We start from the raw sequence: 23464 nt of genomic DNA, 5'->3' as shown, positions 1-23464 counted from the left end.
GCCGACGGTGAGAGGCACCGCCACCATCTTCGCGCCACCGCGCCGCGTACCCGGCGGACCCACCGTCCAGAACACCCACCGTCCAGAACGCTGACACGTCGACGGCATCTCGCCGCCCGCCCGATCTTCGGTGACCGAGAGAAACCTGACCGAAAGGCCAGCAATGCCCCCACAGACGACCGTCCTCCCGTACCGGACGCCCCGCACCGCGCCCGCCCGTGCGGCGTCCGTCCCGGCGGCGTCCCTTCCACGACCGTCCCTGCCGAGACCATCCCTGCCCGCGACGGCGCCCGCACACACGCCCGGCGCCGGCCTCCGGACCGGCCAGTGGGAGATCGCGGCGCCGCCCCGGCGCGGGGTGTGGGTCGACCGCACCGCCTGGCTCGCCACCGTTGACGGCCGGGCCCTGCAGCTGACCTACCTGGAGTTCGAGGTACTGGACTTCTTCGTCCGCCATCCCGGGCAGGCGTACAGTCGGGAGGCACTGCTCTGCTCGGTCTGGGGCCATCAGGTCGACGACGAGTCGGCTCCCGATATCCGCACGGTGGATGTCCTGGTGACGCGGCTGCGACGCAAGCTCGGCCCGGAGCACCGGGATCGCATCGAGACCATCCGCCGCGTGGGCTATCGCTACCGCCCGGCGGATCCCTCGACCGACGGTTGACCGCCGACGAGGTCCCAGACCGTCTCCGCCCGGTAGGTGGGGGATGATCCGGACTCGCCGCCGCCCGAGCTGCTCATCAGGATGAGACGCTCGACGCTCCAGGGCAGCGGTGGGACATCGGCACGCAACAGCTCGACGAGCGGTTGCAGTGCCCGCCCGCGCCCGTTCGGCACCCGGGCGAACGTCAGATGTGCGCGCAGCGGACGGGTGTCCCGGCCGGCCGCCCCGGCACGCTCGGCGGCCCGCCGGACCCCCACTGCCAGCGCCGTCAGGCGTGGGCTGGCTCGCGAGCCTGCCACGTCACCGGCGGCTGCGGCTGCGGCAATGCAGTCGACGGATGCGTCCGCGGTCACCGGCGGTGGCTGCCGCACCGCGGTCCACAGCACCCGGTCGCCGAACGGTCCGCCACCGACCGTCTCGACGGCGAACGGGCCGTGCCAGCGTGCCACCCGCGCCAGTCTCGCGTCGAGCTCGGCGCGCCGGTCGTCCGGCACTGGCCCGAGGAAGGCGAACGTGACGTGCCACTGGTCCGGCGTGGGCCAGCGCAGATCCGCCGCCGCGGCGCGCGTCCTGTGCACGGCCGCGAGCAGCGCCTCGGCGACCTCGGGGGGTGGGACGGCCGCCACGAACAGTCTGGTCGCCAGCTCAACCTCCCTGGAACGACAACCTCCCTGGAATGACAGGCTCCCTCTCCCTGGGACGACAGTCTCCCTGGGACGAGACGAACAGTGCGACACGGACCTGCTCCGGGCTCGGATGGCGAGCGCTCGGCCTCCGGTAGATTCTCGGCGACAATCGGGCTGACCGGCGACCCTCGCCACCAGACGGGGAGCACTATCAATGCTGTGACGACGCTCCCCGATCTGGTGCCGCCGCGCGATCCCGCCCTTTCTCAGGCATGGCGGGAGCTGCGGCGCGTCGTGCGCCGGCGGCAGCCGGACCTGCCCCTCGCGATGGCCCTGGTCACCGATGGCTCGGACAGCACCACCGCCGAGGTGCTGCGCGACGCCGGGGTCGACGTCGTCGGTCTCCTCGCCCCGGAACCGCTGGAGTCCCTGGCCTGGGCCGCCGAGGCAGGTGTCCGACGGGCGTACGCAGATCTGCTCACCCTGCTCTCGGACGACATCGAGGCGGTCTGCGTGGAGATGCCGCCGCCCGCGTCCGACATCGTCGCCCGGCAAGCGGCCGAGATCGGCCTGCACGTGCTCCTGGCCGGGCCGGCGACCGTCGAGGCCGAGGCCCTGCGCGCGGTCGCCGACCTCGCCGAGGAGGGCGATCTCGCCCACGTGGTCGCGCTCGACGGGCGGGCCTGGCCTGCCGCCACCCACGTCGCGGCGACCGTTCCCTCCCTGGGCCGGCTCACCCAGATGACCGTGGTGGGCGCGCCGGACGGGCCCGCCGGGCGGGTCGAGATCATCGATCTGGCGACGCGCTGGTGCGGCGAGATCCTCGCGGTCTGCGCCGATCCGGCCGCGATGCCCGCCCCGGCGCTCACCCCGGACGCACCGGTGACGCTGGCCCTGCTGGCGGCGAGCGGCGCGACGGTTCTGATCAACGAGCAGATGGGCGGGGACCTCGGCACCGCCACCCTCACGGTGTGCGGCGACTCCGGACGCATCGTCGTCCAGGGCCGTCTGGTCCGCCGCCAGGACGGCAGCGGCATCCGGGATCTGATGATGCCGACCGTGCCGACCTCCCGGCCGGGGCTGGTGGAGGCCACCTACGACGTGGTGCGCGCCACCGAACTCGACGACGCCCGGCTGGTCCGCGGCGCCACCTTCCACGACCTGCTCACTGCGAACCATCTGATGGCCGCCGCGCAGACCTCCCATCAGCGGGGCGGTTGGGTGGAGCTCTGAATGGCGCTTGGAACGATGCTCGGATCGGCGGGCGGCCTACGAGCCGGCAAGCGCGTCCAGGATCGGTGCGGCGCGGTTCAGCGCGGCGATCTCCTCGAGTGAGAGCTCGGCCAGCCGATCGGTCAGCCATTCGTCCCGGCGCCGACGGTCGTCCTCGAGCAGGGCTCGACCCGCCTCGGTCACCTCAGCGATCACTTGACGGCCGTCGGTGGGGTGCGGCCGGCGCTCGACGAGCCCGGTGACGGCCAGATGCGCGATCACCCGGGTCATCGACGGCGGCTGGACGCGCTCGTGGACGGCGATCTCCCCAAGCGTCATAGGGCCATGCCGTTCCAGCGTAGCAAGCGCGGAAGTCTGCGTGGGGGTGAACCGGCTCGACCGCTCCTGGCGCATGCGCCGAGAAAGCCGCATCACCGACAGGCGCAGCGCGGACGCGAGTTCGGCCTCACGTGCCGTCTCGGTCTCCATCTCACGACGGTACTCGTTAGCGACACTCAGAAACGAATGACATTCTGGTGAACCGCCGAAAACAGCAGGAGGCGGGCCGGCTACCCCCCAGCGGCAGCCGACCCACCACCACAGGAGGCCTCTCGCGATCTCCGGCCCCCGAAGGCTCGGCCCCCGAAGGTCCGGTCCCCGAGGGACACCGACCCGTTTCTCCCAGCCTCCACCTTCGATGCCACCGCTGGCTTCGGGGGCAGCTCCAGAGTTCTTCGGGGGGTTGCCGCCAGGAGAGTAGGGGGGAACCCTCGAAACCCCCGGTCGTCATGTGCGACGCTTGTTCGGTGAGATTCCGGCTACATATGGTGGATTGAGGTGCCTCATCCGCGTGTACCCCGCCGACTGGCCGCCTGCGCCGCCCGCCACCGCTCATGGTGCTTCAGCATCGGGGGTATAGCCACCACGGCCGGAACGGTCGCCTGCCAGTGGCTGGCATTCTCCGACAACCCGGTGGCGGCGGGCATCAACGTCTCGGTGGCGCTCGCCTTCGTCCTCACCGGAGTGCTGCTGAACGGCGAGGACGCGTTGGGCAGCGCCACCGGAGCCATGATCTTCAGTGGTCTGCTGTGGGCACTGACCTGGACCGTGGCATGGGACAAGGGTCCGTCGGCTTTCATCTCCACGTTCGCCTACACGCATTTCTGGGTCTGTCTCGGCTGGGGCGCGCTGCGATATCCGGTCGGGCGATTGCAGAGCAACCGCGAGCGCGCCCTGCTGGCAAGCGCCGTCCTCGTCATCCCGGTGGCGAACCTGGGACTGGTCGGCATCTCCGACCCGACCTGGCTCGGATATTCCCGAAATGTCTGGTGGTATGGCTCGCCGATCGACCGGGATGTCTTCGAGGAGATCATCTGGGTCCTCAACAGCCTGACCCTCGTGCTGGCCGCGGCCTTTTTTGGGTTGTCCGCGCGCGGCTGCGCCGCTACTCCGCGCTCGACCGCCGGATCTTCGGACCGGTCGCCATCGCACTGCTGGTCGCGTTCACCCTCGTCGCCACGGTCAACATCTTCGTTTACAACCCCAGCGGAGCCTACGTCCCGCCGGCCTTCATCCTCATCGCGCTCGCGCTGCTGACCATCCCCCTGTCCTTCGCCGCGGCGGGCGTACGCCGCCAGCTCGCCCGCGCCCGCATCGCACAGCTCCTGGCGACGCTGCCGATGCCGCCGACGGTCCCGGCCGTACGAGACATCCTGCGTACGGCTCTGCACGACGACTCCGCCGAGCTCTTCCTGTGGATGCCGCAGGAGCGGCGGCACGTCGACGCCGAAGGCGCAACGGCCACCCCGCCCCGTCCCGGAGCCAGCCGGCTGCTCGTGCCGGTGACGACCTCGTCGGGCGCGCCACTGGCGCTGATCTCCGCCGCCGCCGCCCAGGAGCGCAACCGCGACCTGGTCACGGTCGCACTGCAGGCCAGCGCCATGGCGCTGGAGAACGCCCGGCTGCACGCCGCCGTGGCCGCGCAGCTGGACGCCGTGCGCGCCTCCCGGGCCCGCATCGTGGAGGTCGGCCTGATCGAACGGCGCCGCCTCGAGCGCGATCTGCACGACGGCGTCCAGCAACGGCTGCTGGCCCTCGCCACCAGGCTGGGACTCGCCCGGACAAAGACCTCCGACCCCGATACGATCTCTGCCATCGAAGCCGCTCGCGAGGATCTGCATCATGCTCTCCAGGACCTGCGCAGTCTGGCCCGGGGAATCCACCCGGCCATGCTGAGTCAGGGTGGGCTGCTCCCAGCCCTGGAGGTGGTGGTCGAGCCCCTCCCCGTCAAGGTCGAGTTCGACATCCCGACCGTCCGGTTCGAGCCGATCCTGGAGGCCGGCGCCTACTACACGATCTGCGAGGCGCTGACGAACACGGTCAAACACGCCGGGGCGGCCCAGGTCCGGGTGACGGTCCGGTGCGTGGACGACGGCATCCTGATCGAGGTCACCGATGACGGTAAGGGCGGTGCCGTCGTGGTCGAGGGTGGCGGGCTCGCGGGTCTCGCGGACCGGGTACGTGCGCTCGGCGGCGACCTGAGCATCCTCAGCCCGTCCGGCGGCGGCACCCGACTGACGGCGAGCATCCCGTGCGGGTAGCCGTCGCGGATGACTCAGTACTGTTCCGCGAGGGGCTGGCCATGCTGCTGGCTGCCGCGGGAGTCGAGGTCGTCGCGCAGGCCGGGACCGCGGACGAGATCATCGACCAGCTCGCCTGCGGCCGGCCCGACGCCGTCATCCTGGACATCCGGATGCCTCCGACGTTCACCGACGAAGGGCTGCTAGCGGCCGAGGCGATACGTGCGGCCCATCCCGCGATGGGCGTCTTGGTGCTGTCCACGTACGCCGAGACGCCATACGCGCTGCGGCTGCTGGGTGACGGGGGCGGCGGCATCGGATATCTGCTCAAGGACCGGGTGGACGACATCACCGCGCTGCACGACGCGTTACGCAGGGTGGTCAGCGGTCGGCTCGTCGTCGACGAGGAGATCATCGCCGGCCTGTTGACCCATCGCCGGCGGGCCGGCGAACTGGAACGCCTCACCGCCAGGGAGCGGGCCGTGCTCCGGCACATGGCCGAGGGGCGATCGAACCAGGGCATCGGCGCCAAGCTCCATCTGGCGCCGAAGACCGTCGAGAACCACGTAGCCAACGTCTTCACGAAGCTACGGATGCCGGCCTCCGCGGACGACAACCGTCGGGTACTGGCCGTGCTGGCCTGGCTCCGAGCCACCGGTGGCGAGGCCGGCGGCGAGGACCACTCCTCGCTCTCCGAGTAGCGGTCCACCCGGTTGGGCGAGCCGCAGTGACCATCGAAGCGTGATTCCACCCCCGAGCGCAGCCACGGAAGACTCTGTCCCACCGGGGTGGCGCAGCCCACGTGGGACGGAGCCCCCCGATCACGGGCATGTGCAGGCACGAACGGCCAAACTTGGGAACAACCATGTGAGCCAGCGAACCGGCGTGAGCGCTCCGTACCCGGACGCGCGCCCCGACTTGGGCCAGTGCCGTCATTGCGGCACCGCCACAGCGAGAGGAGCCCGGCGTGTCCGAGCAGGTCAGCACACTGACCGTCACCGACAGCCGCACCGGAAAAATATATGAGATACCGGTTACGGACGGCACGGTACGTGCGAGTGCGTTTCGCTCGATCAAAACGAGCGACGACGACTTCGGGCTGATGACGTACGACCCCGCCTTCACGAACACGGCGAGCTGTAGAAGTGCGATCACCTACATCGACGGTGACGCCGGCATCCTGCGCTACCGCGGCTATCCGATCCAGGAGCTGGCGGAGAAGAGCAGCTTCCTCGAGGTCGCCTACCTGCTCCTCGCCGGCGAGCTTCCCTCCGCCGAGGAGCTGTCGACCTGGGAAGACGAGATCACCCATCACACCCTGGTCCACGAGTCGATCAAGAAGTTCATCGACGGCTTCCACCACGACGCGCACCCGATGGGCATGCTAGTCTCCACGGTGGGTGCGCTGTCGACCTTCTACCCGGACGCCAAGACGATCGACGACCCGGGGCTGCGCCGGCTGCAGATCGTCCGCCTGATCGCCAAGATCACGACATTGGCAGCGTTCTCCTACCGGCACTCGGTCGGTTTCCCGTACGTCTACCCGGACAATGACCTGTCCTACGCCGGCAACTTCCTCAACATGATGTGGAAGGCCACCGAGCTCAAGTACGAGCCGGACCCCAACCTGGAGCACGCCCTCGACGTGCTGTTCATCCTGCACGCCGACCACGAGCAGAACTGCTCGGCCAACGCGATGCGCGCGGTCGGCAGCTCGCAGGCGGACCCGTTCTCGGCGGCCGCCGCCGCGATCTCCGCGCTCTACGGTCCGCTGCACGGTGGCGCCAACGAGCAGGTGCTGCGGATGCTCTCGGAGATCGGGTCGGTCGAGAACATCCCCGCCTTCATCGCCCAGGTGAAGGAGGGCAAGAAAAAGCTGATGGGCTTCGGCCACCGGGTCTACAAGAACTACGACCCGCGGGCCCGGGTGATCCGTCAGGTCGCCGACGAGGTTTTCAAGGTCACCGGCACGAACCCGTTCCTCGACCTGGCCATGGAGCTGGAGCGGATCGCGCTGGAGGACGAGTACTTCGTCGCGCGCAAGCTCTACCCGAACGTCGACTTCTACACCGGCATCATCTACCAGGCGATGGGCTTCCCGGTGGAGATGTTCCCGGTGCTGTTCGCCATCGGCCGGATGCCGGGATGGCTGGCACAGTGGGAAGAGGGCCTGCTCGACCCCGAGCAGAAGATCGCCCGACCGCGCCAGCTGTACATCGGCTACGACCAGCGGCCATATGTCCCGATCGACGACCGTAGCGGGGTCGTGGACAGCGGGACCGACCCGATCGCGGCCCAGGCGGCCCAGGCGGCACCGGAGCGCCCGCTGCGCTGACCGGCCGTAGCCCCCACCGGGGCCGCGGTGTCTCCCGCGGCCCCGGCCCTTGTGGTTGCCGGCGGCTCCCGCCGGTTCCCGGCGCCTACAGGTGCTCGACCACGTAGTCGATGCTCGCGGTGAGCGCCTCGACGTCGGCCGGCTCGACCGCCGGGAAGCAGGCCACCCGCAGCTGGTTGCGGCCGAGCTTGCGGTAGGGCTCGACGTCGACGACACCGTTTGCGCGCAGCACCTTGGCCACGGCGGCGGCGTCCACCCCCTCGAAGTCGACCGTCACGACGACCTGCGAACGCGCGGCCGGGTCGGCGACGAACGGTGTCGCGTAGGAAGTCTTCTCGGCCCAGGTGTAGAGGATGGACGACGATTCCGCGGTCCTCCGCACGCACCAGTCCAGCCCGCCCTGGGCGAGCATCCACTCGATCTGGTCGGCGAACAGGAACAGCGTCGCGACCGCCGGGGTGTTGTAAGTCTGGTCCTTGGAGCTGTTGTCCCGGGCCGTGGCGAGATCGAGGAACGGCGGGATCCACCGGTCCGTTGCGGCGATCTCGGCGAGCCGGTCGATCGCCGCCGGGGACACGAGCGCCGTCCACAGGCCGCCGTCGGAGGCAAAGCTCTTCTGCGGCGCGAAGTAGTAGACGTCCACCTCGCGCACATCGACCGGCAGCCCGCCGGCTCCCGAGGTGGCGTCGACTAGGTGCAGGGCGCCGTCGTCCGCACCCACCGGCAGGCGGACCGGACGGGCGACACCGGTCGAGGTCTCGTTGTGCGGGGTGGCGTAGACGTCGATGCCCGCCTCCGGCGCCCAGTCCGGATGCGTACCGGGCGGCGAGGAGATCACCGACGGCGCGGCCAGGAACGGCGCGCCCTTCGTCGTGTCGGCGAACTTGCCCCCGAACTCGCCGAAGACGAGGTGCTGGGAGCGGGTCCGGACGAGGTTGAAGGCGGCCGCGTCCCAGAAGGCGGTGGCACCGCCGATCCCGAGCACGACCTCGTAGCCCTCGGGCAGGGAGAACAGCTCGGACAGGCCTGCCCGCACCCGGCCGACCAGGCTCTTGACCGGCTTCTGCCGGTGCGAGGTGCCGAGGTAGGTCGCCCCGCTCGCGGCGAGGGCCTCGACCGCCTCAGGACGGATCTTCGACGGGCCACAGCCGAACCGGCCGTCCCGGGGACGCAGCCGGTCGGGCAGCACGATCGCGGGAGCGTCAGCCACGGCTGACCCCCGGCAGGACGTCACCGAGCGGGCGCGGAGCGGGGCCCACGTACCGCGCGGACGGGCGGATCAGCCGCCCGGTGCGTTGTTGTTCCAGGATGTGGGCACTCCAGCCGGCGGTGCGGGCACAGGTGAACATGGACGTGAACATATGGGCCGGCACCTCGGCGAAGTCCAGCACCACCGCCGACCAGAACTCGACATTGGTCCGCAGCGGGCGATCCGGGAACCGGTTGGCCAGCTCCTCGATCGCGGCGGCCTCCAACGCCTCCGCCACCTCGTAGCGGGTCGAGCCCAGGTCACGAGCGGTCCGGCGCAGCACCCGGGCCCGCGGGTCCTCGGCGCGGTACACTCGGTGCCCGAAGCCCATCAGGCGCTCCTTACGGTCCAGGGCGCGGCGGACGTAGCCGAGGGGGTCGCCGGTGCGCTCGACCTCGTCGAGCATCGCGAGCACCCGGGACGGAGCACCGCCGTGCAGCGGACCGGACAGCGCACCGACGGCGGCCGACAGCGCCGCCGAGGCGTCCGCGCCGGTCGAGGCGACCACCCGGGCGGTGAACGTCGAGGCGTTCATGCCGTGCTCGGCGGCCGAGACCCAGTAGGCGTCCACGGCCTGGACGTGCCTGGGATCCGGCTCACCACGCCAACGGATCATGAACCGCTCGGTTATCGTCCGGGCCCGGTCAACTTCCTTCTGCGGCACCGCCGGCTGACCGAGGCCCCGCGCGGACTGGGCGACGAACGACAACGCCACGACCGACGCCCGGGCAAGATCGTCCCGCACCTGCTCCGGGGTGATGTCGATCAGCTGGCCCAGGCCCCAGTAGGGCGCGAGCATCGCGAGCGCGCTCTGCACGTCCACCCGGATGTCACCAGAGTGCACCGGGACCGGAAAGGGCTCGGCCGGCGGCAGTCCGGGCTCGAACGCCCCGTCGACCAGCAGCCCCCAGACGTGGCCGTAGTCGACCTTGCCAACAAGGTCTTCGATGTCGACGCCGCGGTAACGCAGCGCGCTACCTTCCCTGTCCGGCTCGGCGATCTCCGTCTCGAAGGCGATCACACCTTCCAGACCGGGCTTGAAATCGCTTGTTTTCTCGGCCATCGAGTCCGGATCTCCGCTTCTGTCTCTTGGTCCCACCGGTTCTGTCTCTATGGTCCCGCCGGCGGCCCGTCCGCGTCCTGCCCCGTCGGTGCTGCTTCGTGGGTGCTGCCCCGTGGGTGCTGCTCCATCCGATCCTGCCGCGAGGCATCCCACCGCGCCAGGGCGCAGGTGCCCCGCGTGCCCCGCGATGCTCCATCCAACCCTGATCTGGAACCGACCGCGCACAGACCGATGCACTGGGCAACGCGAAACCCATAAAATATGACGTAAGTCACAACAGTTTTTTCATCATATTACTATTTATACGAATATGCCGAGAGCGGTGAACGGAAAGTTTGGTCAACTGAGATCATTCCGCGCTACGGTCGGGCCTCGTGCCTGGAACGCCTGACCGGCGGCAGTCACGCAGCGCGAACACGACGGGAGGATCATGGCGTTCGTCTTCATCAGTCATCGCGCGGCGGACATCGCATCCGCCGAACGGTTGGGCCGGGCGATCAGCGCGGCGGGGCACGCGGTGCACCTGGACCGTTGGGAGATACGCATCGGCGACACCGTGTCCATGTTCATGAATGAGACGCTCGCCGCCGCCGACTTTCTCGTGCTCGGATACTCCACGTTGGGAATCCACGCGCCGTGGATCGTCCAGGAATGGCTACCCGCACTGGCCGATGATCTCGCCGCCCGCGGTATCACCCTGGTACCAGCATTGCTGTCGGGGTCGTCGGGCGGCGACGCGCCATATCGGCTGGCTGGCCGGCGGTGCACCGACCTTACGGTTCGCTGGGACCTCGGCGTCCGCGAGCTCCTGACCGAGCTCTCCTGACCAGGACGACGGACCCTGGCCCGGCGGGATCACCCTCGGGGCCGTCCCGCTGGCGCGCGCGGCCTGCCTGGCAGGATCGGGGCGTGGCCCCAGCCTCCGCTGCCGACGAGCCGCCGGTGGGCGGTCCGGATCCGGACGTCCCCGATCCCGCCCTGCTCCGCCAGGGCTACCGCACCGGTCATCTGGAGCCGGAGCATCTCGCGCCGACCTGGGTCGAACAGTTCGCCGCCTGGTTCACCGACGCAGCCACCCCCGGGGTAGGCGTTCCGGAGGCCAACGCGGCCGTGTTCGCGACGGCATCCGCCGCCGGGCGGCCCAGTGCCAGGACCGTGCTGCTCAAGGGGTTCGACCAGCGGGGCTTTGTGATCTACACGAACTACACCTCGCGCAAGGGCCGTGAGGCTGCCGAGAACCCCTTCGGCTCGCTGGTCTTCCCCTGGTATGCCCTCGAGCGCCAGGTCGTCGTCATCGGATCGATCGAGCGCGTGAGCCGGGCCGAGACGGAACGCTACTTCCAGTCGCGTCCGCGTGGTTCGCAGCTCGGCGCCTGGGCCAGCCACCAGTCGACGATCATCGAGTCCCGTACGGTGCTCGACGACCGCGCCGCCAAGCTCGCGGCCCGTTGGCCCGAGGGCACCCGGGTGCCGACACCGGAGTTCTGGGGTGGGTTACGCATCGTGCCGGACATCGTGGAGTTCTGGCAGGGCCGCGCGGACCGGCTGCACGACCGGCTGCGGTACCGGCGGGTGTCGGTACCGGCCGACGGCGACGGCACGGACTCCGTCGTCCCGACCGCGGCCGGAGATCTCTGGGTCATCGAACGCCTCGCCCCCTGACCGTCACGGCAATCGCGCATCCGCCGGCCGGCGACACACCCGGAGACACCTTATTGACTCGGCCCGGCTTAGCGGTCTTCACTGACGTCCGTTCGCCGTTCGCCGTTCGCCGTTCGCCGTTCGCCGTTCGCCGTTCGCCGTTCGCCGTTCGCCGTTCGCCGTTCGCCGTTCGCCGTTCGCCGTTCGCCGTTCGCCGTTCGCCGTTCGCCGTTCGCCGTTCGCCGTTCGCCGTTCGCCGTTCGCCGCTCGCCGCTCGCCGTTGAACCCATCGGATCCGCACTGAACGTGCCGGAACGATACTGAACGTACTGGGCCGGTGCTGAACGTGCCGGACTCAACGGACCCCATCGGACAACCACGAAACCGCGGCCGCGCCACCCAACAGTTCCGCTACGCCGGACCCGGCCTCCCGGGGACGAACGGCGCGTTGCTACCTTCTTGGCTGCAATCGCTCCTGCCCGCAATCAACGTGCTCGGCACACGTCGAGGAGACGGATTTATGCGTATCACCAGAATGCGTGCCGCGGTGGCCGGCGTTCTCGGCACGGCGACCATCGCACTGGCCTTCCCGGCGCTCGCCGAAACTCCGGAACCGTCGCCCACGGCCACAGCCACAGCCGTCACCCAGCCGAGCCCGTCCCCCCTCGTTGCCGACGCCCCGACGGCGACACCGAAGACAGAGCCGTTGGCCGGCGTGGACCCGACGGTGCCGTTGGCCGGCGTGGACCCGACGGTCGGGCCGGCCGGCCCGACCGCCACTCCGAGCCTCGATCCGAGCGCCACGCCGAATGCCACGCCCACCGACGCCGCGGCCCTGATTCCGGGCGCGACGGCGGACGCGACGTCCTCCGCGAGCCCGATCAACGGCACCGGCAACCCGACACTCGACGGTTTCCTCGACCTGCTGCCCTTCGAGGTCCCGCTGGACAAGCAGATCAACAGCATCGACGACATGGACGTCAACCCGTTGTTCCTCACCTTCACCTGCGACGGCTCCGTCCCCTCCTGGAAACTGAAGAACACCGCGGACAAGGCCTTTGGATTCGGCTGGTTCGACACCAGCCTGCACGGCGGGATTCTGGACATCGGGCCGAAGCAGACCGTTGACGTCCCCTCGAAGGCGCTCGCGGTAATCGGCTCCCCCTGGGACGCCAAGACCAAGGTTCTGCTCGTGACCGTGCCGACGGTCGGTGTCTCCAACTGCACGGGCGGGTCGGCCCCGCTGCCGCTCGCACCGCCCGCTCCGCTACCCGTCGCGGTGCCCGCCGCCACGAGCGCCGTCCCGGCCGATCCGCACTACACGCGATGAGCTCCGGACCTGGTCCCAGGATGGCCGCGGGCGCCCTCGCGGCCATCCTGGGTGGCGTCGTGCTGACCAGCTGCGGCGACGGCGCCAGGAACGCCTCCACCGATCTCTCCCTGCAGGTGCGCAACCAGCTCGCCGCCGTCGCCGGGCTCGGCCAGGGAAAGAGCACCGTGGTCACGGCCGTGGGTGCCAGCGTCGACGTCTACAGCGCCCCGACTGACACCCAACCCTCCTCCACGCTGGCCAGTCCGAATGAGAACGGCGTCAAGCGGGTCTTCCTCGTCCAGGCCAAGCTGTCGGGATGGTGGCAGGTACTGCTGCCGGTGCAGCCGAACGGCAGCACCGGCTGGTTGAAGGCGGACCAGGTCGCCGCGTCCGAGACGTCGTACCGGCTGGTTGTCTCCCGCGGCAGGCACCGACTCCATGTGTTCAGCAACGGGACGCAGATCGCCGAGGAGCCGGTGGGGATCGGCACCGCCGACACCCCGACGCCGGGCGGGCGCTTCTATCTCATGGAGCTGCTCAAGCCGCGTGACCCGAACGGTCCGTACGGGCCGTATGCCTTCGGGCTTAACGGCTTCTCGACATCACTCAGCTCGTTCGGCGGCCACAAGCCGGTCATCGGCATGTACGGGACGAACGAACCAAAGCTCATCGGCAAGGACGTCAGCCACGGATGCATCCGCCTGAGCAACGACGCGATCACCAGACTCGCCCAGACCGTTCCCCTCGGTACACCGATCGACATCATCGCCTAGAAGAAGATCGGTAACGAGGCCCTTCCCGGCGGAGGATCGCCGGGGCCCGGGTGGGCTATGCATCCACCGAGGCGGACGGGCCCATGGCGGGACGGGCCGCCACGGCGATCCGCAGATCGTCGACGAATCCGGCGTAGACCTCGTCACGGCGGGCGGGATCTGCCCGTAGCACCGCACTGGGATGCAGCGTGGCGAGCAGCTGAGCCCCGGAGCCGGCCGGCCCGGGGAGCAGCCGGCCACGCATCTTCGTCACCCGGAACGACGGTCCGAGCAGCGACATACCGGCCGTAGCCCCCAGGATCACGACGATCGCCGGCCGAACGAGGTTGAGCTCCGCGGATAGCCAGGGACGGCACGCGGTGACATGCCGCGGGTCCGGGGTCTGGTGGATCCGCCGCGGGCCGTTGCCGGTGCGATACCGGAAGTGCTTGACGGCGTTCGTCATGTACACCTCGGCACGGTCGAGTCCCACCTCGCCGAGGGCCCGGTCGAGCAGCTTGCCGGCGGGGCCCACGAACGGCGCACCCCGCCGGTCCTCGATGTCGCCCGGCTGCTCGCCGACGAGGGCGAGCCAGCCGTGCGCGGGGCCGACCCCGAAGACCGTGCGGGTACCGGGCAGCTGCGCGAGGTCGCATCCCTGGCAGTCGGCGGCCGCCGCCGCCAGGGTCGGCAGGTCCGCCCGTGGTGGTATGTGTACGGGCTGCATGCTCATCCACCGATTCAACCGGACGGGCCCTCGCCCGTCCGCACGAGCCGCACGAGCCCTGGGAGACCCGGCGTGCCGGGACCCCGGTGCCGGGGGTGCGGGGCAATGCGTGGTACAAGGCGATGCGTGGCGCGCCGTGCGTGAGCTGCCCTCCACATCCCACGCCGACGCGACCACCTCCGGCGGAGCCCGCCACTTCTCCGCCGGTCTTCGAGCGGGGGATCCTGCCCACGCATCCCCCTGCCCAGGATCAAGGGTGGCCAATCCACGGGACCACCCCGCAAAATAGCGGCGTGTCATCATTCAACTACACAGCGTTTGCTGTTGTGCTGTACGGGTGACGCTTGCCGTGGAGTGGGATCGGGGCTTCTCCGACGCATGGTCGCAAATCGCCGCGACAGCTCCGAAAGTAGGCCTCTTCCTCGCGATCTGTCTGCTCGGTTGGCTGTTGGTCCGGGCGGGTACGCGCCTCGTCACCCGGTTCACCGAACGCGCCGGCCTGGATCGGATCATCGATCGCGCCGGCCTGCCGCGGCTATTGCACCAGCCGGCCCAGAGCGTGCGGGCGAGCGGGCTCCGGGTGCTCATGGGCATCGGCCTGCTCGGCGTGCTGCGGATCGCGCTGGGGGTCTTCGGACCGAACACGGCCGAGGACACCGTGACCGATCTACTCGCTCTGCTGCTCCGCACCCTGCTCGCGACGCTGGTCATCATGATCGGGGTCGGCCTCGCCCGGGTCGTCCGGACCTTCGTCACGGAGGCACTACGCGACCTCGCGTACGGACGGGCGGCCGGCAACATCGTGGCCACCGTGCTCGTAGTCGCCTTCGGCAAAACGGGGTTGGACGAGGTGGGACTCGCGACGTCGGTCACCACACCGGTCCTCTGGGCGATCCTGGCCTCCCTCACCGGTGTGATCGTCGTCGGCGTGGGAGGCGGCCTCATTCGACCCATGCAGATCCGATGGGAGGAGATCCTCGAACACGTCGAGGACACCGCCGCCGAGGCTCGGGCGAAGTGGCACGATCGCCGCCCCACCACCTCCCCGGCACACGCGCCGGAACGGCCGCTGCCACCGCCGGCCGTCGCCTCGCCTCGACCCCCGATCCCGCCACCGGGCGAGGGGCCACTGTCCAAAACCGGCTCCTCCGAACGGCCTCCACCGTCTGCGGTGGACGAGCCCCCGCCGCCCGCCGGCCGACCGCTTCCGGGGGGACCCACGTAACGTGTGGTCCGTCCCCCACATCCCGGTCGCCGTCGGCCGGTGGGTGTGCGTTCGGCGAACTGCGGCGTGTTCGGGCCTCAGGTGGGGCACTCTGGGAGAGGACGGACGGTAAAAGTCGGTCGCTGACCTCGACCACGCATATCGCCCTGACCCGGACACCTGACCCAGCCAGGGGACCCTGCCAGATCGGTCCGCAGGTGGCCGATCCTCACGGCGGAAACCTCATCAACGTCACGAGTGGCGAGCGGAGGGACATCTCGGTGGACGAGCTCTCGGATATGGAGCGCTCCCGACTGCTCCTCGGCTGGCTGGCGGCGCGGCGTGCCGTGGACAACTGTCTGTCGGACCTGCTCGCCGCCGGTCCCGCCGGGGAGCGGCGGGTACGCGAGTCACTCGCTCTCGTGGGCGATCTGGAAAGCCGTGCCCAGGAGGCGTTCGACCGTTACCGCACGGCCGCGGAAAACACGGAGACACGATCATCGGGCCGCTGGGTGCCTTCCGACGCGGATCGTCCCAGACTCAATGTGGTCCGCACCCCCGAGGGCGATCTCGCTCGTAGTAGTTCGAACACGAAGAGCAATCATCGACACCGGTGACGCCCGGGGCGCTGGACGCGCGTCAGAATGGCCCTCGTGCCGGCCGTCCGTCGCCGCCGCGTCGCCGCGGTCTGGCTCCTCACCCTCCTGGTTCCCCTTCTGCTGACGACGTCCGGCTGCGGCGTGCTGGAGGGTCCCCGACGTGGTCATGTAGTCCTGGCCGCCACCCCGGCGCCCACCACGGGTCCCGATGCGTTCGAACGCTCCGGACGGGGCGCCCGCATCCGGATGACCCTGCCCCCGTCCGACGCCCCGAAGCCCTATCCCCTGCTCGTGGCGCTGCACAGCCTGCACTACGACGGCGCGGACCCCAAGCAGCACTGGGACCTGGACAACCTCGCCCGTGCCGCCGGCCTCGCCGTCGTGTACCCGGACGGCCTCAACAGGGCATGGAACGCTGGAACCTGCTGCGACACCGCCGTGATCAACCATACCGATGACGCCGGCTGGCTACGCGCGTTGATCGCGCATCTCAGCGAGCATTACCCGATCGACCGGAACAGGGTCAGCCTGATCGGTCTGTCCAACGGCGGCATGCTGGCCTACCGGTACGCCTGCGAACACGGGGACGAACTCGCGGGCATCGCCGTCGTGGCGGCCAGCCGTCAGGTGTCGGACTGCCGTCCGGGCGCCCCGCTGACCGTCGTGGTCGTCCACGGCGGGGCGGACGGCCATGTGCCCTACCAGGGGACCCTCTGGTCGCCGGTGCTGCGGACCGCGATCACGCCGGTCGAGGAGAGCATGATCCCGTTCCGGTCGGTGGATCGTTGCCCCGTCCCGAGCCGGCCTACGGACACTGTCCTCACGGATTCGACCGGCATGCCATGGCACGCCCCGGTGGCATCACAGTCCGCGCTGAGCGTTGGAACGGACGCGGACGTGGCCGCGCCCGTCGCCGTGCCCCCGGTGCCCCCGGCAAGCGGGCCGGCGCACCCTGCAAGCGCGCTGGTGAACGCCGCCCCGCGGGTCCTGATGCCGAGCGCCGTCCCGGGTGTGCCCGCGAATTCGACCACGGTGACGTCACCGGCCGTCGCCCTGCGCAAGGAGACCCCCTGTGCCTCCTCGGCCCGGGTCGTGCAATTCCTGCTGCCCGCCCTGGCCCACGGCTGGCCGGCCGTCTCCGGACCGGCCGCCTTCGCCACGGGCAGGGTGATCTGGAATTTGCTGGCTCCGGCCCGTTCCGCGCGGCCCGGCCCGCGGATGTGACCCGCGACGGCCAGCCGGCAGGGACGGATCAGGCCGGCGCGAACGAGGATCGCAGCGCGCCCATCAGCGTATTGAGCGACGCCAGGACGTCGGTCGACACTCGCGCGATGAGCACGTACACGGCACCGGACACCGACACCGTGCGCATGAGGTAAGAGACCCGCTGCCCCTCCCGGTCGTACGAGCCGACGAGTTCCTGGGTGGGCTGACCGCTGGTGTCCGTCGCCGGGCCGGAACGGTCCCTGGTCAGACCGGGGACCGTGTTGAACTCGGCGGACTGGACCTGCGTGAGCGCTGCCACCGGATCCTGCACCGCGACCCGGGCCACCCCGATCCTCTGCGGTCCGTACTCCGAGACGGTGCCGGGCTCGCCATAAAAGATGCCGGTGTTGTCGCGCCGCTGCTTCCACACCGGCGGGTGGGAGAAGGTGGCCTTCTGCACAGTGTCGGTGAACGAGGTCCAGTCCGTCGGCACCGCGATCTGGCCCGCGGCCGCCTGACCGCCAGCTGCCTTACCGCCGGCTGCCCCCGTGCTCGGGCTAGGCGCGGCCGCTGCGGGACCGCCGGACGATACTGCCGTCGGCGCCGGGGCCGCATTGGTGGCGGTCCGGCCGCTGGGCCGGACCGTCTCCCAGACGGCACCGGCCCCGACGCCCACCCCAAGTGCCACGGCCAGCACCACCAGGGCCACCCCGACCCGATGCAGGAAGGGCATGGTGTCGGAATCACGATCTCCCTGCCGGGAATCGCGAGCGTCGTCCTCGTCGGGGAAATCGACTGTGCCCGCGGCGGAGGTCAGGCCCCCTGAGCGACGCGCCGCGACCCGCTGGTCGGCGCCGAACCGCACCGGATTCGGCCGGCTCCGCCCCCCGCCCGGCGGGTAAGCCTCGGGTCGGTCGGGTCGACCGGACCGGTCAGGCCGATCAGGCCGACCGGGATCGGTGCGATCGGCACGGCGCCGGTCGAGTCCGAGGTCGTCGCCGGCATCCCTGCCGTAGGGCGTCCGCAGGCCTGTTCCACCGTCCCTCATTCCGGCGCCGCCGGTCGACGGACCGCCTGTAGGGGCACCGTCGGCCCGACGTGTCGGCATCGCCGTCTTGGCCCGCGGCAGACCGCCCTCATTCTGCCGATTCGGTCCACCTCGTGGATCCGACCTTCCATCGGTAGCCCATTCGGGTGGTTGACGCCCGGGTGCGGCTGCGGGAGCGGAACCAGGAACGACTCGGGACCGCCGGCCCTCGGTCCGAGCGGTCCGAGCGGGCGGGACGAGCGCCCGGCGCATCGAGGTGCCGGTGGACGGCGAATCGGTATCCTCGGGCTGTATCGAACTGCCCTGATATGGATTGCCGTGGCTCGCCGGTACCGGGTGGTAGGGCCCGGTCACCGGTCCAGCGGCGTCATATGACCCGGTCGGAGGGCCGTAGCCGCTATGCTGCGGGCGCGGATCCGGCCCCGCTGGCTGATACGGCTCCATCGAGGGACTGCTACCGCCCCCCTGATAGTAGGGAGACTGCCGGTCGTCGTCCCACTCGGTCCGTCGCACACCGTCCGTCACCAGACGACCTCCGATCCCGAGCTCCGCTTGCGTCCGCCCGTCCCACCGCTGTACCACGGCGTTGCGTCGACGTTGCGCGAGCTTAGTTGATAGTAGCCCACCGAAGGCGTAAAGGGATCGGCCAGGTACCTCGCCGGTCACCCACTGATCTGCACCGATATCCTCCCATGTCATCAGGCACATATTTCAGGGGGGACGCCGCATGAAGGGCTTCAGGCAGTTTCTGATGCGAGGGAACGTCGTCGACCTGGCGGTCGCGGTCGTGGTCGGTACCGCCTTCACCGCAGTGGTGACGTCGCTGGTGAAGACCATCTTCACCCCGCTGATCGCCGCGATCTTCGGCAAACCCGACTTCTCGGCCCTCACCTTCACCATCAACGGCAGCATGTTTCGGTACGGCGAGTTCATCAACAGTGTCATCGCATTCCTCTCAGTCGCTACAGTGATCTATTTCGTAGTAGTACTCCCCCTGAACACCATCAACGAGCGACGGACGCGGGGGCAGGTCCCGCCGGAGGAGGACCCAGTACTCACCGACGAAGCACGCCTGCTCACGGAAATCCGTGATCTACTGGCGGAACACCGTCCCACCGGCTGACCCAGCCGACCCGGGCCGACCCAGCGCGGCTCCACACCGCGCGGCTCCACACCGCGCGGCTCCACACCGGATCGCTTACCCGAACGTTGGTCGGCATTCAGGAATCGCTCAGGCTTTCAAGGGAAAGTGCCTACCATGACACCGCGTCTCCCCTTCAGCAGTAGCGCCGAGGACGCCCCCAGGGGCGGCGGCAGGGAGGGGTCCGGCGCCGGGCATGACTTCCCCCCCTCCCCTTGGGCTCCGCCCATCGGCGGCGCGGCCGCGACACGAGCCGGCCAAGATCACCCGGCTGGTCCCGCCAGCTCCGAACCCGGCCTCCCGGCGGGCCCGCCTTCCCGTCCGCCCGGCTCGCCGTACAGCCAACCGCCGACGCTGGGGCCACCCTCCGGCCAGCATCCTCAGTATCCGAATCCCCATCCCCCGCATGGGGATCCTCGTCCGTATCCGGATTCTCCGTACCCGGCCGGGCCGTCCCAGGCCAGCCAGCCGCAGGCCGCGCTCTCCGCGGGAAGCCCGCCTCCGACGGCGTCGCCCGGCGGCCCGTGGGGACCGCCTTCAGGTCCGCCACCCGGTGGTCCCGCTGCCCCGAGAGCCGTGAACGGCGCGGCCGGCCCCGCGGGACCTCCCGCGGGCCCCCCGACCGGAGGGTATTCCTGGGGACCGCCATGGAGTTCTCCGAGCGGCGCCGGCTCGCCACCCACCCAGGACCTCTACGGCAACGAGACAACCATGGTCGCCTCGCCCCCTTGGCGCCGACGGCGGCTCGTCGCCGCCGGACTCGCCATCGCCCTGGTCTCGGCCGGTGTGGGTGGCGGTGTCGGAGCGCTGGTCGCCGACAACAACGGGGGGCAGACCATCGTCACATCCGCCGGTCTGCACAACACCGTGGACAGTTCCGGTGGAACGTCGCCCGCAGCCGCGAACACTGTGTCGGCCGCGGCGCAGAAGATCCTGCCGAGTGTCGTGACAATCTCCGAGGAATCGAGCAGCGAGTCGGGCACCGGCTCCGGCACCATCATCCGTTCGGACGGGCATATCCTGACGAACAACCATGTGGTCTCGGGTGCCGCGAATGGCGGCTCGCTGACGGTCACTCTGCAGGACGGTCGTACTTTCGATGCGCAGGTCGTAGGCACGGATCCGAGCTCGGACCTCGCGGTGATCAAAATCAATGCCACCGGTCTCACGGCGGCCACGTTCGGCAATTCCGACACGCTGAGCATCGGGGAACTGATGGTAGCGGTCGGCAGCCCGCTCGGGCTGAACGGCACGGTCACGTCCGGCATCGTCAGTGCCGTGCATCGCCCGGTGCGCACCGGGGATTCAACCGTGCGGGATCAGCAGAACACCGTGCTCGACGCAATCCAGACCGACGCATCAATCAACCCCGGTAACTCCGGTGGTCCGCTGGTCAACAGTCGCGGCGAGATCATCGGCGTGAACAGCGCGATCGCGACCGTGGGTGGTGGAAGTCCCTTCGGTGGCGGCCAGCAGTCCGGCAACATCGGCGTCGGTTTCGCTATTCCGGGCAACTATGCCGGGTCGGTGGCCACCGAGTTGATCTCTACGGGCAGCGCCCGACACCCGTACCTGGGCGTCAGCGCCTCCACCTCGGAGGAGAACACCCGCTCCACCGCCTCCAGCGGCAACGGTGCAAAGATCCGCTCCATGGTTCCGGGTGGACCCGCCGAAAAGGCCGGCCTTCGCGCCGACGACGTCATCACGAAGGTCGGCAACCGTGCTGTCAACGACGTCGACTCCCTCATCGCGGCGGTCCGGTCCCACGCCATCGGCGACGAGGTGGAAGTGACCTATACCCGTGATGGACAGAGCGGCACCGTCAAGGCCCGGCTCGCCCAACAACCACCAGCATCCTGAGCTATGTCCCGACCCGCAAGAAGCGTGGCGCCTTCCAGCGGAAGGCCGCGAATGGCCGGTCCGGTTCCGAACGCCAGTTCTGCCGAATTGGTGACAGATTTCGGCTTATACCCATTGAAGGCAGGTTCGTCCAGGGTGGATTGGTCCCGTCTCCGACGGGACATGGCCACCCTGCCGTGAGACCTACCAGGCAAAGTAACCAGCCGTAGTCGATGGGGATCAAAGTGCGACGACGTCAGTAGTCAAGCGTTATCGACTGTCGAATCGGCGACAACAAAATCTTCACGACGTTCACCCGCTGCGGGGGACGAACTTCTAGGATTGGGACTGCCTCACCGGGCTACCGATGGGGCGATGCCGGCCCGTTCCGGGGCCGCCGCTAGTCCCCGGGGAGAAGCTGAGTATGGACGACGACGCGGACCTGGTGGCCCGTGTCCGACGTGGTGACCGGCAGGCGTTCGACGATCTCTACGATCTGTACGCCGATGATGTCTTCTCGATGTGCCTGCTGATTCTGGGCGATCCCACCGTGGCCCGCGCAGCGGCCGGGACGGCGTTCGCCCTCGTCTAAATCCCCTGAGCGATCCCACCCGGCTGCGGTCCTGGCTACTCGAGCTTGCTCGAGGAAGCGCTCTGGCCTGGTCGGGATCGCCCTAGGCGCGCAGCATCCCGGTACCCCATGGAGTCTCGCCCGAAGAGCTCCTCACCGGTGCCGTGGTTCCGGCGCCGGCGAGTCTGCGGGTCGGCCTCGCGCGCACCTTCGATCGCGCCGCTGTCGCGGCTGTAGCCGCAGCCTCAGCCGCCAGTCGGCGGGCTGCGGCAGCGGCCCGCCGCGGCCGATACCGATACCGATACTAAGAGCGAAGTCGGCGAGACCACCAAGGAGACACCGAAGGTCAATCTCGTCAAGGTACCGACTGCTCCACCCAGCGGTGACAGGTACGCCGATGCCGAGAAAACCATCATCGCCGCCACCACGCACCCCACGCGTCTACTCCCGCTCATGCGCATGGACTCCGACAATGACCTCACCGACGCACCACAGACTCATACTGGCCGCGGCACCGCGGGATGGCGCAGGCGGTCGGCGGTGGCAGTCGCCGTGGTGACGGCCATTGCCGTCGCCGGCCTCACGGCGGTCATGAACTGGCCCACCTCCGATGCCCAGCTGCTGTCGGAGGACAGGCCGAATATCACGCAGGGGCAGGTGACGCAGGCGCCGACCCCGGACGCGGTACGTCCGCCCATGCCTGCGGCCGCACCCAGCAATGCGGCCGCGACGTCCTCGACAGTCGTCCCGACGGTCGCCGGAGCGTTCACCAGCCGGGCTGCGTCGCCCGGGGGCTTGGAACCACGCCTCATGGAGCCCATCGCGCGGCAGGTCAGCAAGCCCTCGCCCTCCGCCTCTCACCCGTCCCGACCCTGCTTTTGTCAAGACGCCTGCGGCACCGCCTCCGTCCTCGCCGTCCACCGCCCCGGCGCCACGCACGCCGACGACGGAGCCACCGACCACGACTCCATCGTCAGCCAGCCGACCGCCGACGGCACCACCGAGCACCCCACCCTCGACGGCACCGACCGAGGTGGGCGCTCCGACGTCGACGTCCCCACCGAGTGGCAACCCCGGGAGCCCAAGTACCGGACCCGCTCCCAGCAGCTTCTCCACCGGAAGGACAAGTTCGCCCGACACAGGCGACTGGATCATCAATCCGATTACAATACCACTACCCATTTTCATCTAGTCTTTTCTCTAGTCCACATTGCACAACAATGTGGATACGGGCATACTCAAAAGATGCCAGATCGAGCAGGACGTTAAAAATCCCGAGATCCGCCGAGTGCCGATAGTAGGCCTGGAAGGGACTGCGGTTCGGTCCCGGACCCGTCGGCGCCATAATCACGCATTTTTCACTCGGAGTCCCCGGTCTTTGTTCTCAGCCAGTATGTCGAAAAGAAATATGCCGCAGAGTTACTCGCCTATGATGATAGCACAAGTGGTTATCTCTCACGGAAGATCATCACCATGTTCTGGCTGTGCTCGCGTACTTGAAAGCCCGCACACTTGAAAGGATGACAGGAGCCACCCGAACACATGGTCGATTCTGCGTCACACTCGCCACGGAGTCAACCCCTACGCCCGTCGAGGAAGACCGCACCGCGGAACAGCGCATGGCTTGCGGCTGTGGCGACCACATACGCAAGCAAATGGAGTTCTCGATGTCGCCTCCGCCGACGATCTACGGATT

The 23464-nt window shown here is 69.4% G+C and carries 23 protein-coding genes; 16 read left to right on the top strand and 7 right to left on the bottom strand.

Annotation, left to right across the window (positions count from 1 at the left end; genetic code table 11):
- The first annotated feature begins 130 nt into the window (after positions 1 to 130).
- Positions 131 to 664 carry a winged helix-turn-helix domain-containing protein gene (locus tag AC08OJ_RS08010; protein ID WP_476595409.1) on the top strand — a complete coding sequence of 178 codons (534 nt, stop codon included), beginning with the start codon at positions 131 to 133 and terminating at the stop codon, positions 662 to 664.
- Here AC08OJ_RS08010 and AC08OJ_RS08005 read toward each other — a convergent pair.
- Positions 631 to 1290 (bottom strand): 2'-5' RNA ligase family protein, encoded by a 660-nt coding sequence (locus AC08OJ_RS08005; RefSeq protein WP_476592307.1) that lies wholly within the window; start codon positions 1288 to 1290, stop codon positions 631 to 633. The genes AC08OJ_RS08010 and AC08OJ_RS08005 overlap by 34 nt on opposite strands.
- Positions 1291 to 1509: 219 nt before the next feature.
- Here AC08OJ_RS08005 and AC08OJ_RS08000 point away from each other — a divergent pair, with 219 nt between their 5' ends.
- A complete protein-coding gene (locus AC08OJ_RS08000; RefSeq protein WP_476595408.1) occupies positions 1510 to 2523 on the top strand; it encodes a Gfo/Idh/MocA family oxidoreductase in 1014 nt (337 codons plus the stop codon).
- Positions 2524 to 2559: 36 nt separating this feature from the next.
- Here AC08OJ_RS08000 and AC08OJ_RS07995 read toward each other — a convergent pair whose 3' ends face one another.
- The gene (locus tag AC08OJ_RS07995; RefSeq protein WP_476592305.1) at positions 2560 to 2991 is read right to left on the bottom strand and encodes a MarR family transcriptional regulator; all 432 of its coding nucleotides are present in this window, start codon (positions 2989 to 2991) and stop codon (positions 2560 to 2562) included.
- 348 nt (positions 2992 to 3339) lie between these two features.
- Between AC08OJ_RS07995 and AC08OJ_RS07990 the strand changes: the two genes are divergently transcribed.
- The 4 genes from AC08OJ_RS07990 (at position 3340) to AC08OJ_RS07975 (ending at position 7416) form a co-directional block, all read left to right on the top strand.
- The gene (locus AC08OJ_RS07990; RefSeq protein WP_476595407.1) at positions 3340 to 4098 is read left to right on the top strand and encodes a hypothetical protein; all 759 of its coding nucleotides are present in this window, start codon (positions 3340 to 3342) and stop codon (positions 4096 to 4098) included.
- A gap of 83 nt (positions 4099 to 4181) precedes the next feature.
- Positions 4182 to 5102 (top strand): sensor histidine kinase, encoded by a 921-nt coding sequence (locus tag AC08OJ_RS07985; protein WP_476595406.1) that lies wholly within the window; start codon positions 4182 to 4184, stop codon positions 5100 to 5102.
- Entirely contained in the window at positions 5093 to 5782 is a 690-nt protein-coding gene (locus tag AC08OJ_RS07980) for a response regulator transcription factor (protein ID WP_476592302.1), read from the top strand. The genes AC08OJ_RS07985 and AC08OJ_RS07980 overlap by 10 nt, the downstream gene beginning before the upstream one ends.
- Positions 5783 to 6048: 266 nt before the next feature.
- Positions 6049 to 7416, top strand: coding sequence for a citrate synthase (locus AC08OJ_RS07975; protein ID WP_476595405.1), 1368 nt, complete (start codon positions 6049 to 6051; stop codon positions 7414 to 7416).
- 85 nt (positions 7417 to 7501) lie between these two features.
- On the opposite strand, the gene serC is transcribed toward AC08OJ_RS07975, so the two are convergent.
- Both serC and AC08OJ_RS07965 read right to left on the bottom strand, forming a co-directional pair.
- Positions 7502 to 8626, bottom strand: a complete 1125-nt coding sequence (gene serC / locus AC08OJ_RS07970) for a phosphoserine transaminase (RefSeq protein ID WP_476592300.1) — start codon at positions 8624 to 8626, stop codon at positions 7502 to 7504.
- A complete protein-coding gene (locus AC08OJ_RS07965) occupies positions 8619 to 9728 on the bottom strand; it encodes a citrate synthase 2 (RefSeq protein ID WP_476592299.1) in 1110 nt (369 codons plus the stop codon). Before AC08OJ_RS07965 ends, serC begins: the two co-directional genes overlap by 8 nt.
- 430 nt (positions 9729 to 10158) lie before the next feature.
- Here AC08OJ_RS07965 and AC08OJ_RS07960 point away from each other — a divergent pair, with 430 nt between their 5' ends.
- From AC08OJ_RS07960 to AC08OJ_RS07945, 4 genes are all read left to right on the top strand, one after another.
- Positions 10159 to 10554: a toll/interleukin-1 receptor domain-containing protein gene (locus AC08OJ_RS07960; protein WP_462187414.1), complete on the top strand. Its 396-nt coding sequence runs from the start codon at positions 10159 to 10161 to the stop codon at positions 10552 to 10554.
- 83 nt (positions 10555 to 10637) lie between these two features.
- Entirely contained in the window at positions 10638 to 11390 is a 753-nt protein-coding gene (pdxH, locus tag AC08OJ_RS07955) for a pyridoxamine 5'-phosphate oxidase (RefSeq protein ID WP_476595404.1), read from the top strand.
- Positions 11391 to 11889: 499 nt separating this feature from the next.
- Positions 11890 to 12699 carry a hypothetical protein gene (locus tag AC08OJ_RS07950; protein ID WP_476592297.1) on the top strand — a complete coding sequence of 270 codons (810 nt, stop codon included), beginning with the start codon at positions 11890 to 11892 and terminating at the stop codon, positions 12697 to 12699.
- Positions 12700 to 12719: 20 nt separating this feature from the next.
- A complete protein-coding gene (locus AC08OJ_RS07945) occupies positions 12720 to 13454 on the top strand; it encodes a L,D-transpeptidase (RefSeq protein WP_476592296.1) in 735 nt (244 codons plus the stop codon).
- Between the two features lie 55 nt (positions 13455 to 13509).
- On the opposite strand, the gene AC08OJ_RS07940 is transcribed toward AC08OJ_RS07945, so the two are convergent.
- A complete protein-coding gene (locus AC08OJ_RS07940; RefSeq protein ID WP_476592295.1) occupies positions 13510 to 14166 on the bottom strand; it encodes a UdgX family uracil-DNA binding protein in 657 nt (218 codons plus the stop codon).
- A 331-nt stretch (positions 14167 to 14497) separates the two neighbouring features.
- On the opposite strand from AC08OJ_RS07940, the gene AC08OJ_RS07935 reads away from it, so the two are divergent.
- The 3 genes from AC08OJ_RS07935 (at position 14498) to AC08OJ_RS07925 (ending at position 17187) form a co-directional block, all read left to right on the top strand.
- The gene (locus AC08OJ_RS07935; protein ID WP_476592294.1) at positions 14498 to 15385 is read left to right on the top strand and encodes a membrane protein; all 888 of its coding nucleotides are present in this window, start codon (positions 14498 to 14500) and stop codon (positions 15383 to 15385) included.
- A 197-nt stretch (positions 15386 to 15582) separates the two neighbouring features.
- Positions 15583 to 15981, top strand: a complete 399-nt coding sequence (locus AC08OJ_RS07930; protein WP_462187418.1) for a hypothetical protein — start codon at positions 15583 to 15585, stop codon at positions 15979 to 15981.
- A 27-nt stretch (positions 15982 to 16008) separates the two neighbouring features.
- Positions 16009 to 17187: a CE1 family esterase gene (locus AC08OJ_RS07925; RefSeq protein WP_476592293.1), complete on the top strand. Its 1179-nt coding sequence runs from the start codon at positions 16009 to 16011 to the stop codon at positions 17185 to 17187.
- A gap of 28 nt (positions 17188 to 17215) precedes the next feature.
- Here AC08OJ_RS07925 and AC08OJ_RS07920 read toward each other — a convergent pair whose 3' ends face one another.
- On the bottom strand, positions 17216 to 18034 hold the full coding sequence (locus tag AC08OJ_RS07920; protein ID WP_476595403.1) for a hypothetical protein: 819 nt from the start codon (positions 18032 to 18034) through the stop codon (positions 17216 to 17218).
- 910 nt (positions 18035 to 18944) lie between these two features.
- Here AC08OJ_RS07920 and mscL point away from each other — a divergent pair.
- The 3 genes from mscL to AC08OJ_RS07905 all read left to right on the top strand — a co-directional run bounded on the left by mscL (position 18945) and on the right by AC08OJ_RS07905 (position 21789).
- Positions 18945 to 19340 (top strand): large conductance mechanosensitive channel protein MscL, encoded by a 396-nt coding sequence (gene mscL / locus AC08OJ_RS07915; RefSeq protein ID WP_476595402.1) that lies wholly within the window; start codon positions 18945 to 18947, stop codon positions 19338 to 19340.
- 927 nt (positions 19341 to 20267) lie between these two features.
- Positions 20268 to 21218 carry a S1C family serine protease gene (locus tag AC08OJ_RS07910; protein WP_476592290.1) on the top strand — a complete coding sequence of 317 codons (951 nt, stop codon included), beginning with the start codon at positions 20268 to 20270 and terminating at the stop codon, positions 21216 to 21218.
- A gap of 403 nt (positions 21219 to 21621) precedes the next feature.
- Entirely contained in the window at positions 21622 to 21789 is a 168-nt protein-coding gene (locus AC08OJ_RS07905) for a hypothetical protein (RefSeq protein WP_476595401.1), read from the top strand.
- Positions 21790 to 22265: 476 nt separating this feature from the next.
- Here AC08OJ_RS07905 and AC08OJ_RS07900 read toward each other — a convergent pair whose 3' ends face one another.
- On the bottom strand, positions 22266 to 22580 hold the full coding sequence (locus tag AC08OJ_RS07900; protein WP_476595400.1) for a hypothetical protein: 315 nt from the start codon (positions 22578 to 22580) through the stop codon (positions 22266 to 22268).
- Positions 22581 to 23464 lie beyond the last annotated feature (884 nt).

This window comes from Frankia sp. CgKIO3 (genome assembly GCF_977946435.1).
The sequence above is the reverse complement of the archived record's forward strand: the minus strand, read 5'-3'. Positions and strand labels throughout refer to the sequence as shown.

Coding starts and splice junctions, on each gene's coding strand:
- AC08OJ_RS07995 (WP_476592305.1), bottom strand. CDS start 2,991: ATGGAGACCGAGACGGCACGTGAGGCCGAACTCGCGTCCGCGCTGCGC.
- AC08OJ_RS07985 (WP_476595406.1), top strand. CDS start 4,182: ATGCCGCCGACGGTCCCGGCCGTACGAGACATCCTGCGTACGGCTCTG.
- AC08OJ_RS07965 (WP_476592299.1), bottom strand. CDS start 9,728: ATGGCCGAGAAAACAAGCGATTTCAAGCCCGGTCTGGAAGGTGTGATC.
- AC08OJ_RS07960 (WP_462187414.1), top strand. CDS start 10,159: ATGGCGTTCGTCTTCATCAGTCATCGCGCGGCGGACATCGCATCCGCC.
- AC08OJ_RS07950 (WP_476592297.1), top strand. CDS start 11,890: ATGCGTATCACCAGAATGCGTGCCGCGGTGGCCGGCGTTCTCGGCACG.
- AC08OJ_RS07945 (WP_476592296.1), top strand. CDS start 12,720: ATGGCCGCGGGCGCCCTCGCGGCCATCCTGGGTGGCGTCGTGCTGACC.
- AC08OJ_RS07940 (WP_476592295.1), bottom strand. CDS start 14,166: ATGAGCATGCAGCCCGTACACATACCACCACGGGCGGACCTGCCGACC.
- AC08OJ_RS07925 (WP_476592293.1), top strand. CDS start 16,009: ATGGCCCTCGTGCCGGCCGTCCGTCGCCGCCGCGTCGCCGCGGTCTGG.
- mscL (WP_476595402.1), top strand. CDS start 18,945: ATGAAGGGCTTCAGGCAGTTTCTGATGCGAGGGAACGTCGTCGACCTG.
- AC08OJ_RS07905 (WP_476595401.1), top strand. CDS start 21,622: ATGGACGACGACGCGGACCTGGTGGCCCGTGTCCGACGTGGTGACCGG.
- AC08OJ_RS07900 (WP_476595400.1), bottom strand. CDS start 22,580: ATGAGGCGTGGTTCCAAGCCCCCGGGCGACGCAGCCCGGCTGGTGAAC.